Source organism: Pedobacter sp. KBS0701 (genome assembly GCF_005938645.2).
Taxonomy (GTDB): Bacteria; Bacteroidota; Bacteroidia; order Sphingobacteriales; family Sphingobacteriaceae; genus Pedobacter.
The window spans coordinates 3,165,326-3,183,154 of record NZ_CP042171.1 but is presented as its reverse complement, the minus strand read 5'-3'; the positions used below and the strand labels follow the sequence as shown (position 1 = coordinate 3,183,154).

The window sequence follows — 17,829 nt, the reverse complement described above, 5'->3', positions numbered from 1 at the left end:
AAACAATAACAATGGAACTAAAACCAATTAGTCATTTTTATAATAAGAGAATTTATATTGTTCCACCATATCAAAGAGGATACAGTTGGGAACAAAAACATATATATGATTTGTTGAATGATTTAAAACATGCTATAAAATTAGATGCAAATCATTATACTGGAACTATTACAATACATAAACAAGAGGAGACGGAGCGTATTGGTTTGTCGCAATATGAATTATTTCATATTGTAGATGGTCAACAGCGTTTTACGACAATTACTCTAATTCTTTCATATTTGATTAAAAAATTAAAAGATGTTAAAGAATTAAAGGAAGATGCAACAGAAAAGGAAGCAAACTATATCATTAATAAAGGCAGTTATTTGTTCAGGTATCAGATTGACAAAGTCAGCGAAATGTTCTTTAGGTCAATAATTCTCGAAAAAGAAGATTTATCCACTTTAGATGAAAATTTATATACAAGAAACTTAAGGAATGGAAAAAAGGCAATAAAGGATTATTTCAAAGAACCACAAAACGAAGGTAAAGAATTAGAATACTTGGTTGCAATTGAAGACAAGCTCAAATTTAATGAGTATATCGTAGATTCCACGTCAGATATCGGTGTTGTTTTTGAAACAATGAATAATAGGGGGGTTGGTCTTTCTGATTTAGAAATTGTAAAAAATCGATTGCTTTATCTTACATCAAAAATTAATATAAAGGATGAAGAACATATAAACATACAAACAATCAACAACATTAACACTAAATGGGCTCAAATATTACGAAATCTTACATTACCAACAAGAGTCCTAAATGAAAATACTTTTTTAAGTAATCATTGGACTATATACAATGGTTGGTCAAAAGACAATCAAACTAAAACAGAAATTCTAGATAAGGAATTTACTATTGAAAAGATGGTTGACAACCCATCTGAAATGATCACGAAGATTAATAATTATGTTAATTCGTTAGCTGTAACTTCCTTACATTGGCGATTTATCAATTTTCCAAGAGAGCAAAATTCATTTGTAGAAGTAGAAGATATAAATACTAGAAAAAAAATCCAACGAGTTTTTGATAAATTAAATAGGTTAAGCAATAGTACTGTTAGACCAGTGCTATTAAGTTTTTTTGGCTTAATGAAAACAAGACCTCAAGATTTATTGGAATTAGCTCAAATAGCTGAAATATTTTCATTTAGATTATTTTCAATGAACAAAAAACGTTCTGATACTGGAAAGAATGATTTATTTCGGAAATGTAACTTCTTCTACACGAAATACGATTTAGAAAATACAATTAAATTGGCAAAGTGGTATTTAGCATGGTACATTGACAACCATGGAGACACCGACCGATTTGATTTAGAAATTGAAGAGTTATTTACATCTTCAAAAAAAGAAGGTTATTATACGTGGTCTGGATTAGTATATTTTCTTTACGAATACGAGGAGAGTTTGAGAAATAACGAAGATGTAAAGGTGGATTATGAATTTGCAAGCAAAAAAAATAAAAGCATTGAACATATTCTTCCTCAAAATTATAAAGAACATTGGAAAGACGAGGTTAAGGGTTTAAAAAAAGATGAACTTAAAAGACACTTACATTCACTTGGTAATTTGGTCTTGATTTCTGCAGATAAAAATTCAAGTTTAAGAGATTCTGCTTATAATATTAAAAGTTCTAAATACGCAAACGGAACCTATTCAGAAATAGATATTACTGCTAATAATAAAACTTGGACTTGTGAAAAAATCAAAGAGAGAGAAACGGGATTATTGAAATTTTTAAATAACCGTTGGCAATTAGATACAGATTTTTGTAATAAATATCCACATCCAAACACCGTCGAAGGAGAGATAACAGATGAGTTGTCAGAAGATTTTATAGAAGAAGTAATTGAATTATAAAATGACAGAAGCAGCAATAGTATCAAAAATATGGAACCTGGCGAATGTAATGCGCCACGATGGAGTAGGATATGGAGATTATCTGGAACAGATTACTTATTTGCTTTTTCTTAAAATGGTGGATGAATTAAATAAGCCACCTTACAACAGAAACCTTAAACTACCAAGATTAAAAGATGTAGAAGGTAAAGAAGTTGAGGGAGCAGAAGTTTGCTCGTGGGAGAACTTAACTTCTAAAAATGGCTCGGAATTGGAATCTTTTTACATTCAGTCTTTGCGTTCTTTGGGAACAGAGAAAGGAATGTTGGGACAAATCTATGTGAAGAGTCAGAACAAAATACAAGACCCGTCTAATCTGCAACGTATCATCACGATGATTGGCAAAGAAGACTGGAGTATGATGGGCGCTGACGTAAAAGGAACCATTTACGAAGGTTTACTGGAAAAGAATGCAGAAGACACCAAATCTGGTGCTGGACAGTATTTTACGCCACGTGCCCTAATCAGAACAATGGTAGCTTGCGTACAGCCTAAGCCAATGAAAACGGTTATCGACCCGGCTTGTGGTTCGGGCGGTTTCTTTTTGGCAGCCTATGATTGGCTCACCGAAAACAATAAATTAGATAAAGATGAAAAGATGTTCTTAAAGAACAGCACTTTTCACGGCAACGAAATCGTGGCCAGCACCCGCAGAATGTGTCTGATGAACTTGTACCTGCACGGTATTGGTGAAATAGATGCAGAGCCCTTGGTAAAATCAAACGATGCACTGATAGCAGCCGAAAGCCAAACGTATGACTATGTATTGGCAAACCCTCCGTTTGGAAAGAAAAGCGGGATGACGGTGACCAATGAAGATGGCGATATTGAGAAAGAAGACATCAGCTACAATCGTCAGGATTTTTGGGAAACAACAAGTAACAAACAGTTGAACTTTTTGCAGCACATCAAATCTTTAATGAAGATTGATGGTGAAGCGGCAGTGGTATTACCTGACAATGTTCTGTTTGAAGGCGGAGCCGGAGAGGAAATCAGAAAACAACTTTTAAAAACAACTGAACTGCATACTATTTTACGTTTACCTACAGGTATTTTCTACGCCAATGGGGTTAAGGCAAATGTGTTGTTCTTCAATAACAAACCAGCCAACAAAGAAGCCTGGACAAAAGAAGTTTGGTTTTATGATTACAGAACCAACGTTCATCATACGCTAAAAAAGAAGCCATTGGCAGAATCTGATTTGTCAGATTTTGTAGCATGTTATAATGCTGCTAACATTAATAAGAGAAAAGAAACGTGGAGCCAAGAAAACCCCGAGGGTCGCTGGAGAAAATATAGCTATGATGAAATCATCGCGAGAGACAAAACGAGCTTGGATATTTTTTGGGTTAAGGATCAAAGCTTAACTGATTTAGATAATCTACCTGATCCCGATGTTTTGGCCTTAGAGATTATTGATAATATAGAAGCGGGCTTAGCGAGTTTTAGGGAGATTGTAAGTGAATTGGAAAAGAGTGAAGAAATTAAATAATGATAATTATGAAAGCATTTATATCATACAGTCACAAAGATGTTGACTATTTAGAGAAGCTAAAGGTTCATTTAGCACAGATAAAGAGAGAAGGTCTGATTACTGATTGGACTGATCAAGAGATCACCGCTGGAAGTCGGTTAGATGATAGTATTTCAGCTGCATTGTCTTCCTCTCAATTGTTCATTTCAATAGTAAGCCCTGACTATATCGCCTCACATTATTGTTTCGAAAGGGAATTTACAACAGCGCTTAAATTGCAAGAAGATGGTAAGATTACTGTGATACCCATTATTGTCGAACCATGTGATTGGAAATCGACACCAATGGCAACGATCAAAGCCCTACCTGACGACGGTAAGCCTGTTAGTGAGTGGACAAATCAAAATAATGCATTTGCAAAAATTGCTCAAGAAATTAGAAAGTTGCTTAGCATAGGGCAAGTTAGAGAGATTCTAATTAGCAACACACCTTCTCAGCCACAGGTTCAGAGCAGAAATTATAGAGCTGAAAGAATTTTTACAGAAGTTGATAAATTAGATTTTAAAGAAAAAAGTTTCGAGGTTATCAAAAACTATTTTAAATCGGCGATGGCTGAGTTTAATGGAATTGAGAACTTGCAAGCAAAGTTAATAGAGGAAGAGAAAAAGTCTTTTACTTGCCTGATATCTAACAAAGGGAATTTAAAGGATGCGTATCTTACCATTTCTGTTGCAAGTGGCGATGGGTTTCGACATAGTGATCTAAACTATAGTTTCACAAAAAGCCAGCATCAAAATACCATCAATTTAGACAATGTTTTTACTATCGAACATGATGCCTATGAGCTTTATTGGCAACGTAGTAATCTTATTCAATCGCGTAGTTCGGAGCGATTGACTGATAAGCAAATTGCGGAAAGAATTTGGAACGACTTTATCAATCAAGTTGGGGTTTCTTAGGAAATAGTTGGCCTAAAGACATCAAAGACCTAGAATACATTATGAGCTTGGTTAAACAAGCTGTAAATTAAATTTATCAATTAACGCCTCAAAATGAATAGATTAATTTTAGTTGGGAATGGTTTCGACCTGGCCCATGGTTTAAAAACCAGCTATAACAATTTTATTATCTGGTATTTAGCTGAATGCTTGAGTCAGGCTAGTTACCTTCCTAAAACCTATCATGATGAATTATTGGAAATTCAATTTGGTCACTATAACGATTTTATTAGGATTATAAACGCAAATAAGCCTGGTAATCTAAATATCAATGTTACTAAAGAAGATTTGACCAACTTTATTGTTTATTGTTTTGAAGAGCAAACAATAAAAGAAGTTATGAATATTAGAGAGGGCAATGTTTATGATTTTATCACTTCTAGGAGCTTTGATAGTTATGATTCAAATCATTATCAACCTGAGCCACTTAAGTTTCGAGTTTTATCTAATTTGCTGAGAAGCTTAATTATCAATTGTCAGGAATTTAACTGGGTTGATATCGAAAATGAGTATTTCGATCAACTGAAAGCCTGTAAAACAAAAGACGGAACATTCGATAAAAAAGAGGTTTGTAACCTAAATAGTGAGTTTACTTTTCTTAAGCAAAAATTAGAAGAGTATTTAGCATTACAGCAAACAGAAGCAGATATTAAAGTAATTCCAGAACTTTTAGATGCAATTAAGTCTGATTTTGATATCCGTGATTTTGATTCTTTCATGCCTTATGAAGATGCAACTAACAAACTAGGGTATGATAGGAGAATAAAACCTGAAATACAACATAATTTATATTTCTTAAATTTTAACTACACAAATACTTTGTTAAAGTATGAGGAGCAGTTAAAAAAGAGTAGGGGGAAGTTTAACAGGATCGAAATCAATCACATTCATGGTGAATTAAATGAATCAACTAATCCAATGATCTTTGGTTTTGGAGATGAGCATGATAAAACTTACTTAGAATTTGAAGAGGATCGCAACAACCAGCTTTTCGAGCATATCAAGTCTTATCAATACTTACTTACACCCAATTATCGTGATTTATTGAGGTTTTTGAACGAAGATGACTTTCAGGTCTTTGTAATGGGGCATTCTTGCGGTTTATCAGACCGTACCATGTTTAAAGAAATTTTCGAACATGAAAACTGCAAATCAGTTAGATTATTTCACTACAATGGTGATTTTCACGATAAAGCGATTAACGTGAGTAAACACTTTAGCAATAAAGGACATATGCGTAAGCTCATAGTAGATAATAAAGCTTCAGATGCTTTTCCGCAAGCTAATGTCAACTAATAAAGATCTGGTTTATCAATTCTAAATGATATGAAAGAGTATATCGGTGGTCATAAAAAGATCAACAAGGAACTTACAGAAGAAGAAGTTATCGATATTTTAATCAATAGTGACAAGAAACATTTTCCTTTAAAATGTTTTTCTAATGTACTATACGCTCCAATGCGTATTAACGATGATCTTATTGATTATAAAGGCTTTTATGTTGCTAAAATGGTTTTTCGTGAAGACTTGGGATTTAATGACAAAAAGAAACCTGGAGATTTTGATGTGATCATTATCCCTTTTTCTGAATCGAATATTTACTTCGATAGGACTGCTGCATCAGAGGTAAAGGTAGTTCGCCCTACGCGCAAAAAGCCTACAAAAAATGCCAACTCTTTAGGTGTGAACCAGCTTTTAGGTTTAATTGAAGATGGATTTCCTTTTGTTTCATTAATTCACATTACCATGCCCGAAGCACTTAAAGAACATGAAATGCAAACGCTTAAATTTGCCAATCGGGTGTTGGATATGGATAATCCTAAAAATAATATTGGGTTATTAGATGATACTAGAGACGTATTGTTTGATTGGCTAGGTATGTACTCTTCTGCAAAACAAATGCAACGGTTACTTAAATTTGATATTCCAAAATATGCAGGTTTATACTGTACCGAACTCAGTTTTTTCGACGATGGAAGCTATGTTTTGAGTGATATTTATGGGGAATATAATCACTTTAATCATGGCTATTTTAACCCCAAAGTTAAACCTGAAACTATTAATAATATAAAACAACACTTCAAAGAAAATCCATCTAGTTATCAAACATTATTGATTCCGCCGATTAACTATTGATTGGTAGAATTGAATTATCTAATTTATTTTTTGATAGCTCCCCTCTCTCTTTCGTTTGCTAATAATCTCTCATACAAGTCGACAATTTTTCTGTTGAATTATCGCTACTGTTAATCGCTTATTTACCCAAAGCCGGGATTGTTATTCTTTGGAAGAACTATTTTTTTTGTTTTCTACTTTTAGCTGCTAATGCTTCTTGCACTGCAATAGTGTTTAGCTTAACTTCTTTATAAATCGTCTTAGCCATATCGCCAGGCTCAACATCCAGTGCAAGCGCTATCAAGTATAGTTCTTCTCCAGAAAGCTTAGTACTCGCGTCATTGCTTAGTAGGCTTAAGCGAGACTCAGTAATACCCGTCTTCCTATAAATTTCTGCTTTGTTAGCAGATTTCAAAATTAAGTATTTTCCAAGTTCTGTAAGCTCCGACTTCTTTTTCACGCTGATCGTTTTTTGATAAACATACCATGTGAAAATTGTACTTAATAATTTTTGTATTTTTCATTTGATTATTTAAAGAATACTTTAGAATATCTAAACTTTTATTGTTATATTCGTATATAAATTAGGTGTTAATAAAGAGTCTCGGCTACCAAATTCTCACAGTAAACAGCCAACGAGACAATAGATTAATGCCTATGGTGATATTTTGCGTAATTTAGTGCGCACTATAGCATCATGGGCTCTATTGTAATTCCGTTGGCAAGGCCGTGAGAAGCCCGGTAGATGGTATTTAGAGCCCAGCTATAGTGTTTCTTTATACCACAAGACTCGTAAAATCATACGAGTATGAAAGCTAAATCCATTACCATTTCAGGGAAACCACTTTCGCAGTTTTACAAACTGCCTTTTGAAAAAGGGAGCAGGGTATTAAGGTTAGCGGTGCTGGAGGAGATCGCTAGCGCATTTAGTGTAGGTGAAAAGCCTGCGCCGCTGGTTATACAATCGCTTTCTTTTGATCAGGGTTTGTTAACCGTTCATGTTAAATTGGGAGGGGAAGAAGCAAGGGTTTATATCGTGGTAGAATACGATAACCTGTTGGTGAGCTGTAGTGTGGATACGGATGAAAGCTACCTTGGGCGTTATGCTTACCTTACTTTGCGCGCCATGATGCGGAGTGGTTACTGCGATTTTCAGGAATATTACTGGCCCGAATGTTTTGCTTTGGGCAACAGGCGGTCGGGATATGTAGATGTGGTGAAGAAACCGGGCGGTATTACCATTACCTTTAAGAAAAAGTTTAGCGGTTTGTTTAGGCCTGGCGATAATTTGCCTGATGTTACGGAACGCGCGGTAGTACCACGTGAAAGGTTAGTGGATAAACAGGCTATGGCAAGGTTGGCACCGGTTAGCATTGGCTATTGTTTCGCCAATACCGATCTGCAGAATTTCCACAGCAACCATTATCCTTTTTTAATTCCCTATGTTTTCGCGGCCACGGCCTACCTTAAAACGGTAAAATCTTTTAAGCGTTTCGTGTTTAATCCGCACGATGTGGATGGTATAAGCCTCTCGCCTCAACAGGAGGAACTGAACAGCATTTGCTTCGCCATGAAAGAGATTGCTGCCATACGCTTTAACGCAAACGCCCACCTGCCCGAAAAGGTAGCCGAAACCCATAAACTTAACGATGCTAACCAGCTGGCGCTTTTGAAGTTATGGAACAAGGCTTTGCCGCTATTGATGCAACAGCGTTTTACACATTACTTTTATACTTATGGCCTGCGCAATGTTACCGGCAAACCTGTAATGCGGGATATGAAGCTGGTTGAATTTTCGATGGAGGTACCTGTTTTGAGTTTCGTGTTAAGGGATGAGGGCGATTATTATGAACTGGAATTGAAGATTAGGGTGAAAGGGAAGCTATTAAAATTAAGTAGCGATAGCATTGCGCTGTTTTTGGTTTGCGATCGGGTTAAACCGTATTTATGGTATTTGCTTGAAGCGGAAATGGATTATAAACTGGTGTGGTTTTTTAGTAGGGTAAATTTTAAGGTGCAGGTGATTAAAGGGTATTATAAGGATTTTTTTGAGGGGTATGTTGAGGGGATTGAGAGGTGGTATGAGGTGAAGAGGGGGCTGTATCACTAACACGATCGTAATTATAAGGTACGAAGCAATCTTAATGCACTCGCTAGGAATTGTACGCCATTTTATTTTAGAATTTGTCATCCTGAGGTACGAAGGATCTTTTGATTGAAAGATTCTTCACTGCGTTCAGAATGACAATTAAAAAGATTTTTTCTCCTCAGCGCAGTCTTGCCTCGGCTCACCGCCGCCGAGGGGCTCTTACCTTTTTCTTGATAAAAAGGTAACCAAAAATCAAGGCTTGCATCCGTTTTTTATGTGGTCATATTGTTTTTTATAGGTATAAAAGATTGCTGCGCAATTCTTGTAAAAACCTACGGAAATCTTAATTGCGGCAGTATCGAGGCTCTTAGCCCTTGCTTTATTCCACCGCTCTCGCTTTGATCCTGCCTTGGGTTGTGGGGTTATGAGGGGGACTGCAAAGATTTCCGTGCTTTTTCCGGCGAAAATCTGCGAGGCCGGGTAGCATGGTACAGATAGCAGGATGCAGGTAGCAGGGAGCATATTGCAGGGTGCGATAATTTGTTTTTTGTCCTTTCCCTTTTAGGGGAAAGGTGCCGATAGGCGGATAGGGGTTTAAGGCGCTAATACGGTCGTCATTCTATTACAACAATAAATTCGTCATTGCGATGAGGCTTTTTCAGCCGATAGCCTGTCCCGAACTTTCGGGAAAGCAATCTTACTACTATGGGTTATCTGCGATTGATATGGCAGTGACTCCATCGTTTTTGCTTCTAACAATTTTCTGTTATCCTGAGGCACGAAGGATCTTTTACTGAGATTCTTCACTGCGTTCAGAATGACAATTGTAGGTTTTGCCCACCTGCTCAGTCTTGCCTCGGCTACCGATGAAAATCGATACAGGTATACCGCCGCCGACGGGCTCTTACCTTTTTTCAGTTTTTGTTTATGCTTTTATTGGCCTTCAAGCTTGCTTCGCAGGTTGGCTTGGCCCAAAAGTAACAAACCTGAGCGCAGCGAAAGCATGCCTGCCGTTGAAAACAACAAACACAAAGGCATAACTGAAAGGCTTGCATCCGTTTTTTATGTGGTCATATTGTTTTTTATAGGTATAAAAGATTGCTGCGCAATTCTTGTAAAAAGCTACGGAAATCTTATTTGCGGCAGGATCGAGGCTCTTAGCCCTTGCTTTATTCCACCGCTCTCGCTTTGATCCTGCCTTGGGTTGTGGGGTTATGAGGGGGACTGCAAAGATTTCCGTGCTTTTTCCGGCGAAAATCTGCGAGGCCGGATAGCAGGTTGCAGATCGCATGGTGCGGAAATAATATTCATGTATTGATTTTTTTGAAACTATGAGGGGGACGTTGGGTCGTCATCTCGACCGCAGTGGAGAGATCTTTTAACATCGTTCAAAGATTTTTCTCCCGAACGTTCGGGACTACGTTCCATTCCGCTGCGCTCCAGTCGAAAGGACGACTGATTTTACTTCGCGTGCTTTGCGACCTACTTTGTGCCCTCTGCGGTTAAGAAAAAACAAATAACATCTTTTTTACCACAAAGTTCGCAGAGAAAGGACGCTAAGTACACAGAGCTGAGTGCCTAAAAGTCTATACCACTCTCTGTGTCCCTCTGTGTGAAACTCAGTGCGCTCGGTGGTAAAAATTTAGTGCTCTTCGCGGTTAAATATTAGCTTAATCTTTACAACGAATCTAAAAAATCTAAATATAAAGGAACGCTTTCTTCTATCCATTTTTTCGACGTGTTATACTCCATTCCATAATAAGCAAATGGGGGTTGGTAATCGGCTTTTACATATTCAAAAGAAAGTTCGAACGGACGGGTTAATTCTGCTAATGTATACTTATACTTTTCTGATGGACGCAGTTCGTGTTCTTCAACGCCCAATGAAATGGCCAGGGCGATTTTTTTGCCAGCCAATTTATAACCGCTTTTGCTGCCATAGGCCCATCCATGGGTGAGTACTTCATCCATCCATTTTTTTAGAAGTGAAGGAGAATTGAACCAATAATAGGGAAACTGGAATACAATTTTATCATGCTGTTCAACCAGCTTTTGTTCTGCTGATACATCAATCTTTTCATCAGGATATGCCTCATACAGTTGATGGACCAGATATTTATCGGGGTATTTATCTAACTCTTCAATCCACCGTTTGTTGATTACAGAATTTTTAATATCGGGATGGGTGACTACGATTAATGTTTTCATTTTTTTACAAATTTTGATGATTATAATGACAAAAATAGATGCATAACCGCTTATTTTGTACATTAGCCACCAATTGTTAGGTACTATAAAAAATGTAAGTATGTCTAAGATCAAGGAAACCTCTACCAACTATGCTAACAAACAAGCTTTAGCTGATGAGTGTTTAGAAGTTTATACGGCCAACATCATCGGCGGACAATGGGCTTTGGTGATCTGTTCGTGGTTAATGAATGGTAAACTCAGATTTGGAGAGTTAAAAAAAAAATTGCCCAATATTACCGAACGAATGCTCACCTTACAGCTACGCAAATTAGAAGCAGATAAAATTGTTAAGCGAACCATCTACGCCGAAGTTCCGCCACGGGTGGAATATGAACTAACCGCCATTGGCCTGGAATTGAGACCGATTATTAATGAACTCGAAAGCTGGGGCGTAAAACATAAAAATTTGTTAGGGGAATTTTGACCTGGTTTATTAAAACTTCGTGAGTTTAAAGTCTGTTTAAATTTTTACAGCAAATGTTACCTGGCATTTAGCTTTCACGCTGAGCATAATGGATTGCTTTTATGAATGCTTTGAAATGAGGCTGTATCTATAAATTGTAATTCAATCGAATTGTTACGTCGAGCCTCCCAATGATCGGGACAGGTCGTCGAAACGCCTTGTAAGACATTTAAAACAGGCCCTTCGACAGGTTATCATAGACAGACTCCAATAAAATGGTCGTCATTGCGAGGCACGAAGTAATCTTAATGCACAAGCAGGTAGCGATCGTTGTAAGATTGCTTAGCCGTTCCTCCTCGCAATGACGATTCCTCGGGGAGATTTATTTCCATCAAATTATATTGTAACTCGTATTGATCTTTATAAAATAAATGATCCCTCAAGCTGACATACGAATTAATTTTATCTGATTTTAAACAGGCTCTTATCAAATAAATTTACATGAGCATTGATTGAATTATTGAATAGCAGGATTTGTATCAAAAAAAAGTCTTTTTAGAGCCAGCAGGTGCTCATTTTCGTATTTATCAATAATAATGTCTTTACCACTTGATAAGATGCTCCATCTCCGGTATCCTAATTTGGCTAAATAACAGGTAGCGATGTTGATTTTTGATGTTTTATAAGTTAATTTGCTAAAACTTTCCCTAAAGCCATGAGTAGCTATGAATCTTTTACGGATACCCAGCTAATTTCCCATTTACAAAGTGGTGATCAGGGTGCATTTACCGAGGTGTACCGCAGGTTTTGGGATAAAGTATTCTCTGTAGCGTATCATCGCCTCGCTAACCAGGCTGAAGCCGAAGAAGTGGTACAGGAAGTGTTTTTAAGTCTTTGGAAACGGCGTTCTAATCTGCAGATCAGGTATAGCCTTCACACCTACCTCAGTGCAGCAACAAAATATCAGGTGATTAACAAACAAAGCAGGGGATATTTTAATGCGGAGAAAAGAAATTCGCTGGAGGACATTCCGGAACAGGGGATCGATACTACGGAACTGTGGTTTTCTGAACGTGAACTGAGGCAGGAATTAGATAAACATATTAATGAACTTCCGGTTAAATGCCGCCTGATTTTCAAAATGAGCAGGGAAGGCTACAAATCAAATACAGCAATAGCCGAAGAATTGGATATCTCTGAAAAAACAGTTGAAGCGCACATTACCAGGGCGCTTAAAATTTTGAAGGATAAATTAGGCGCGGGATTGCCATTAATTTTGTATCTGCTGTCAAAATAAGAGCCTGTTTTAATGGTAGGCTGCGCGAGATCGTCATTCCCAACCCGGATTGGGAATCTTAATGCAAGCGCTTTAAGATTTCCGCCTGCGCGGAAATGACGATTGGAGTTGCAATTCTACGACCGTGCTAATGGATTCTGTTTATGGTAGCGTAGTCGATTGCTTTATTAATGCGTTTAAATGGTATTCGACTACGCTCAGACTGATATACAGAATAATGTTATTTAATTCTTAAACACACGCTAAAAATTTATTTTAAATTCAATGTAGGGTAAGGCTTTGTTGGTGTGACTATATGCTAAACCAGCCTACAAATTGAATCAACGCGACAAAACCGACCCGATACCAGAAATTGCCTACAAGTGGCAAAACGGAACCGTTACGAAAGAAGAAAAGGTCTTCTACGAGCAATGGTATTCTTCTTTTAATGATGAAGAGCTGGATCTTCGGGAAACGGATTATACCAGTTTTGATGAGCTGGAAAAAAGCCTTTATTCCAAAATAAGCGTTGGGCTTGAAGATGAAAAAATAAAACCTTCAACATCTAAACTTTTTCCCATTTGGTTTAAAAGTGCAGCAGCCATACTGGTTTTCGCTTTTGGATTTCTTGCTTACCAATCGGGTTGGTTTAGCTTGCTCAATGCGCCTGGAAAAACTAAAGCCGTGATTTTGCCGGGAACAAATATGGCCACTTTGAAACTCTCCAATGGTAAAATTTTGCAGTTAAGTAGCACTAAGCTCGGTTTAAAAATTGATTCTGATGATCTGGAATATATAGATGGAAGTAGCATCGTTTTAGACAAAACCAGTGTTGTAACGAAAGAAATGGAGATTAAAACACCAAATGGAGGTACTTACCAGGTAGAACTGCCAGATGGTACTAAGGTTTGGCTTAATGCATCAAGTAGTATTTTGCTTGCTGCAAACTTTTTATCAAACCCGGAGCGGCGTTTGAAACTACAGGGCGAGGCTTATTTCGAAGTAGCAAAAGTAAGTACGGCTGTTAATGGCATTACCAAAAGAAAGCCTTTTATCATTACCGTTAACGATAAATCTATCGAGGTACTGGGTACCCACTTTAATGTAAGGGCTTACAACAGTGAGCCATCACTTAAAACAACATTGCTTGAGGGCAGCGTAAGGGTTGTTGATGGTAATAACACCAGAAAGTTAGTTCCTGGCGAGCAGGCAACTGCCCTGAATGGCCTTATAAATGTGAATAAGGTTGACGTAGAAGAGGCTATTGCCTGGAAGAACGGAAATTTTCAGTTTACCAATGAGGGGATAGAACGGATTATGCAGGATATTGCCAGGTGGTATAATGTAGAAGTAGTTTACAGCGGACCGGTTACAAAAGAAAGCTTCGGTGGAGCCATCTCCCGAAATAAACCCTTACATGATGTACTTTCATCGCTTGAAGAAACCGGTGGAGTACATTTCAAAATTGAAGGAAGGAGGGTAATCGTGATGCCATAATTGTACACAAACACGTTCTGAAAAGAACCGGAGGTGGGACGAAGCACCCCCGGCAGTAAATTTGGAGCGGTATAAATGAAGAATGATATTCAACTAAACCAAACAACCAAACAAACCAGGATACCATTGCGCTCGCAATTGGTATTCAATTCAAATGTATGAAAAAATCCATTTCAATGGGCGATAAGCTACGTGCTTGTTGTTCCGGGCAAAATATGGGCTTTATAACGAAGGTAGTAGTGCTTTTGTTTGCCATTTTTGTCTTTCAGTCAGGTAAGAGCCAGGCGCAAACTGTTACTCTTTCAAAAAGTAATGCCAAAATTGTTGATGTATTTAAGGAAATCAGAAAACAAACAGGATACGATTTCGTATACACCTCCAGGCACATCAGCGAAGCAAAACCTGTAACCATCAATTTAAAAAATGCACCATTAGAAAATGCCCTGGCGGCTTGTTTTAAAGATCAGCCGTTGAGTTATTCTATTCAAAATAAAACCATTGTTGTGAAGCAGAAGGAAACTTTGGAAAATCTCCAGAGTTCATCAGTTTCAGTGTCGATGAAAACCCGTTCGATAGCTGGGCAGGTAACCAGCCCGGATGGTCGGCCGATGCCAGGCGTAACCGTATTATCTAAGGAAACAAATGTAAGGGCAGTAACTGACAAAGAGGGGCGTTACTGGATTGAAGTATTGGATGAAAAAGGAGCCACGCTGATTTTTTCTTATATCGGTATGCAGTCCAGACAGATCGCTGTAAACAACCTCCAGAATTTAAATGTAACCCTCACAGAAGCTGTGAAAGAAATGGAAGAAATGGTGGTGACAGGTTACCAGATACTGAAAAAATCGGATGTAGTAGGATCTACTGCTTCAGTAAATGCCAAAGATTTGTATTTAAACGGCGTAAATACTATTGAGCAGGCGCTACAAGGCAAAATTGCCGGTTTGGTAGTTACCAACACCAGTGGTCTTACCGGAACCAAGCAAACTGTACGGGTACGTGGAACTTCTACCTTATCGGGTTCGCAGGAGCCGATCTGGGTAGTTGATGGTGTGATTCAGGAAGAACCATTGCCATTTAAGGCACAAAGTCTTAATGCTAATGGCGAGATAAACGCTGATAATATAGATTTTATAAGAAATTTTGTAGGTAATTCGATCCGCTGGTTAAATCCAATGGATATTGAAGATGTTACAGTATTAAAAGATGCCTCTGCCACCGCAATATATGGTATCAGGGCCGGTAATGGTGTAATTGTGATCACGACTAAAAAAGGCCGGGTTGGTCCGCCTGTAATCAGCTATTCCACAAACTTCAGTACTACTGAAAAAGTGACTGCTGACAAATTGAATTTAATGAATTCTAAAGAACGGGTAGCGGTATCAAGAGAAATCTTTACCAATGGTTTAACCTCTACTTATGCAAATAGTACAGTAGGTTATGCAGGTGCTTTGAACGATTACTTATTTAAAAAAACAATATCTGCTGATGAGTTTAATGCGAGGGTGAAAGATATGGAGACAGTCAATACCGATTGGTTTGATTTACTTTATCGCGTACCATTTAGTAATGGACACAACTTAAGTATTTCTGGAGGCAGTCCTAATACACGCTATTATTCATCTTTTGGATATAACAATTCAGCCGGTACAGCCAGAGGAAATGACGCTACCAGTATAACAGGAAAAATTTCCGTTAATACCAAGCTTTCAGAAAAAATAACCATTGATGCCAGCCTTTCAGCATCAAAAAACCAGGTTAATTCTTTTTACCAGGTAGATCCGTACAACTATGCTAAAGGTACAAACCGGGCGATAAGAGCCGTTAATCCTGATGGTAGTCTGGTGTTTTATCCGAATGTTTCTGGTTATGCTTTTAATATCCTTAATGAAAGAGATCAGACCGGTAATAGCAATAAGGTATTAACTGTTAATACCTTTATTAATGCGAATTATAAAATTATTGAGGGTCTTAATTTCCAATCCTTATATAGTTACAGTTCAAGTTCTACTGTCGGCGAATCTTACGCAACAGAGCAAACGGAATATGTAGCCCGCCAATACAGATTTTATAATTATGGCGCTTTTAAACCGACAGATGCAGGTTATAAGCAGAGTAAATTGCCGGTAGGGGGCGAATATAATATAGATCAGGCAACCAGTACCGTATGGAATTGGAGAAATAGCTTATCATACAGTAAGGCATTCAACAAGAAACATGTAGTAAACTTTATGTTTGGCTATGAATTAAACAGTACAAAATATCTGGGCTACACCAATACCACTTTAGGATACCTGAGAGATCGAGGTAAATCATTCGCAACTTTACCAACAAGTACCACATTAGGTACTATTACGACGATTAGTGATTATCCAACCAAATTTTCTCCGAAAATAACAGACCGACTAGCGAATACAATGGGGCTTTATCTTACTTCTAGTTATACCTTTGATAGCCGTTATGTAGTAAATGCCAGTGTTAGGAATGACCGTTCAAACCGTTTCGGACAGTTTACCGGTGAAAAATTTAATCCGGTTTGGGCTGGAGGTTTGAAGTGGAATGTTGCGAATGAAAAATGGTTTAACAGATCATATTGGCTATCCGATCTGAGCATTAGCGGTACTTTTGGCTATCAGAGAAACATCGCTGCAAATGTAAGCCCCGATTTAATTATTAAAACACCTACAGGTGCAACCGCCAGTGCTACAGATACCTTTACAGGTGAAAGTTTACTTACCATTAGTTCTTTACCGTATGGAGATTTGAGATGGGAGCAAAATGCGAGCATGAATTTAGGGCTTAATTTCAGTTTATTCAGCAATAAGGTAACCGGATCATTTGAATATTACAATAAAAGAGGACGCGAACTGATTACCAGTCTGAGCGTACCTTTAGAATATGGAGTTGCCAGTACACTCGTTAATGGAGGAGCCATCAACAACAAAGGCTATGAAGTTGCGGCCAGCTTCGTTCCGGTACGTACTAAAAATTTCAGCTGGAACGTGACATTGAACACTTCAAAAAATATGAACAGTGTTGTAAAAGTAAGCCCTCAGCTGGTGAGCTGGAGAACAGCAGTTACCGGAACGCTAACTGCGCTCGACAGGCCGGTATCTGGATTTTATGCATTTAAATATACCGGTATAGATCCATCAAATGGCTATCCAACTTTCGACCTGTCTCTAAAACCAAATGCAGATCCTCAAGATCCAACTTCTTATATGGAGTATGTAGGTAAGCTGGATCCTGACTTTACATCTGGTTTGGGGATGAATTTTCGGTATAAAATGTTAACATTAAGTTCGAGCTTTTACCTGCAGGTTGGCGGTAAGAAGTTTCTGTCTCCATTGTATACACTCGTAAATAATCTTCCTACAGAATATCAGAACCTATCACGTCAGCTGTTAGATCGCTGGTCTACGTCTAATCCAAATGGTAGCGTACCACGGTTACCAGATAGTTCAGTTCCTACGGTGAGTTTGCCAGGAAGAACACCTAGTTCTGGAGGAACGGCTCCAACACCATTTGAAATGTACAATTATAGTACCGCTCGGGTAGTTAGTGCCACTGCATTACGTTGCAATAATATCAATTTAAGTTATACGCTTCCCGCTTCTGTAGTGCAACGGTTAAAAACCAAGAACATTAATGTTGGTGCGGGTATATCTAATGTTTTTGCCATTAATAGTAAAGATTTCAATGGGCTTGATGCAGAGGTAGCTACCGGACAGCAACCCAGAACCAGAACATTTACTTTTAATTTGAACTTAAGTTTATAACATGT

12 protein-coding genes are annotated in these 17,829 nt (G+C 37.8%); 10 read left to right on the top strand and 2 right to left on the bottom strand.

All coding sequences use genetic code 11. From position 1 onward, the window contains the following. The first annotated feature begins 11 nt into the window (after nucleotides 1-11). The 5 genes from FFJ24_RS12825 to FFJ24_RS12805 all read left to right on the top strand — a co-directional run bounded on the left by FFJ24_RS12825 (nucleotide 12) and on the right by FFJ24_RS12805 (nucleotide 6,551). Nucleotides 12-1,904 carry a DUF262 domain-containing protein gene (locus tag FFJ24_RS12825; RefSeq protein WP_138821865.1) on the top strand — a complete coding sequence of 631 codons (1,893 nt, stop codon included), beginning with the start codon at nucleotides 12-14 and terminating at the stop codon, nucleotides 1,902-1,904. 1 nt (nucleotide 1,905) lies between these two features. After that, a complete protein-coding gene (locus FFJ24_RS12820) occupies nucleotides 1,906-3,435 on the top strand; it encodes a class I SAM-dependent DNA methyltransferase (RefSeq protein WP_138821864.1) in 1,530 nt (509 codons plus the stop codon). Nucleotides 3,436-3,443: 8 nt separating this feature from the next. Next, nucleotides 3,444-4,376: a toll/interleukin-1 receptor domain-containing protein gene (locus tag FFJ24_RS12815; protein WP_168202472.1), complete on the top strand. Its 933-nt coding sequence runs from the start codon at nucleotides 3,444-3,446 to the stop codon at nucleotides 4,374-4,376. Between the two features lie 93 nt (nucleotides 4,377-4,469). Continuing rightward, a complete protein-coding gene (locus FFJ24_RS12810) occupies nucleotides 4,470-5,711 on the top strand; it encodes an AbiH family protein (RefSeq protein ID WP_138821862.1) in 1,242 nt (413 codons plus the stop codon). Nucleotides 5,712-5,741: 30 nt separating this feature from the next. Next, a complete protein-coding gene (locus tag FFJ24_RS12805) occupies nucleotides 5,742-6,551 on the top strand; it encodes a hypothetical protein (RefSeq protein ID WP_138821861.1) in 810 nt (269 codons plus the stop codon). Nucleotides 6,552-6,708: 157 nt separating this feature from the next. On the opposite strand, the gene FFJ24_RS12800 is transcribed toward FFJ24_RS12805, so the two are convergent. Continuing rightward, nucleotides 6,709-6,990 (bottom strand): helix-turn-helix transcriptional regulator, encoded by a 282-nt coding sequence (locus FFJ24_RS12800; RefSeq protein ID WP_138821860.1) that lies wholly within the window; start codon nucleotides 6,988-6,990, stop codon nucleotides 6,709-6,711. Nucleotides 6,991-7,338: 348 nt separating this feature from the next. Here FFJ24_RS12800 and FFJ24_RS12795 point away from each other — a divergent pair, with 348 nt between their 5' ends. After that, nucleotides 7,339-8,640 (top strand): hypothetical protein, encoded by a 1,302-nt coding sequence (locus tag FFJ24_RS12795; protein ID WP_138821859.1) that lies wholly within the window; start codon nucleotides 7,339-7,341, stop codon nucleotides 8,638-8,640. Nucleotides 8,641-10,296: 1,656 nt separating this feature from the next. Here FFJ24_RS12795 and FFJ24_RS12790 read toward each other — a convergent pair. After that, a complete protein-coding gene (locus FFJ24_RS12790; protein WP_138821858.1) occupies nucleotides 10,297-10,827 on the bottom strand; it encodes an NAD(P)H-dependent oxidoreductase in 531 nt (176 codons plus the stop codon). 100 nt (nucleotides 10,828-10,927) lie between these two features. Between FFJ24_RS12790 and FFJ24_RS12785 the strand changes: the two genes are divergently transcribed. The 4 genes from FFJ24_RS12785 to FFJ24_RS12770 all read left to right on the top strand — a co-directional run bounded on the left by FFJ24_RS12785 (nucleotide 10,928) and on the right by FFJ24_RS12770 (nucleotide 17,824). After that, the gene (locus FFJ24_RS12785) at nucleotides 10,928-11,293 is read left to right on the top strand and encodes a helix-turn-helix domain-containing protein (protein ID WP_138821857.1); all 366 of its coding nucleotides are present in this window, start codon (nucleotides 10,928-10,930) and stop codon (nucleotides 11,291-11,293) included. 694 nt (nucleotides 11,294-11,987) lie between these two features. Next, complete coding sequence (locus tag FFJ24_RS12780; protein WP_138821856.1) at nucleotides 11,988-12,569, top strand: RNA polymerase sigma factor; 582 nt, start codon at nucleotides 11,988-11,990, stop codon at nucleotides 12,567-12,569. Between the two features lie 315 nt (nucleotides 12,570-12,884). Further along, nucleotides 12,885-14,045, top strand: coding sequence for a FecR family protein (locus FFJ24_RS12775; protein ID WP_138821855.1), 1,161 nt, complete (start codon nucleotides 12,885-12,887; stop codon nucleotides 14,043-14,045). Between the two features lie 158 nt (nucleotides 14,046-14,203). Continuing rightward, the gene (locus FFJ24_RS12770) at nucleotides 14,204-17,824 is read left to right on the top strand and encodes a SusC/RagA family TonB-linked outer membrane protein (RefSeq protein ID WP_138821854.1); all 3,621 of its coding nucleotides are present in this window, start codon (nucleotides 14,204-14,206) and stop codon (nucleotides 17,822-17,824) included. The last annotated feature ends 5 nt before the right edge of the window (nucleotides 17,825-17,829 follow it).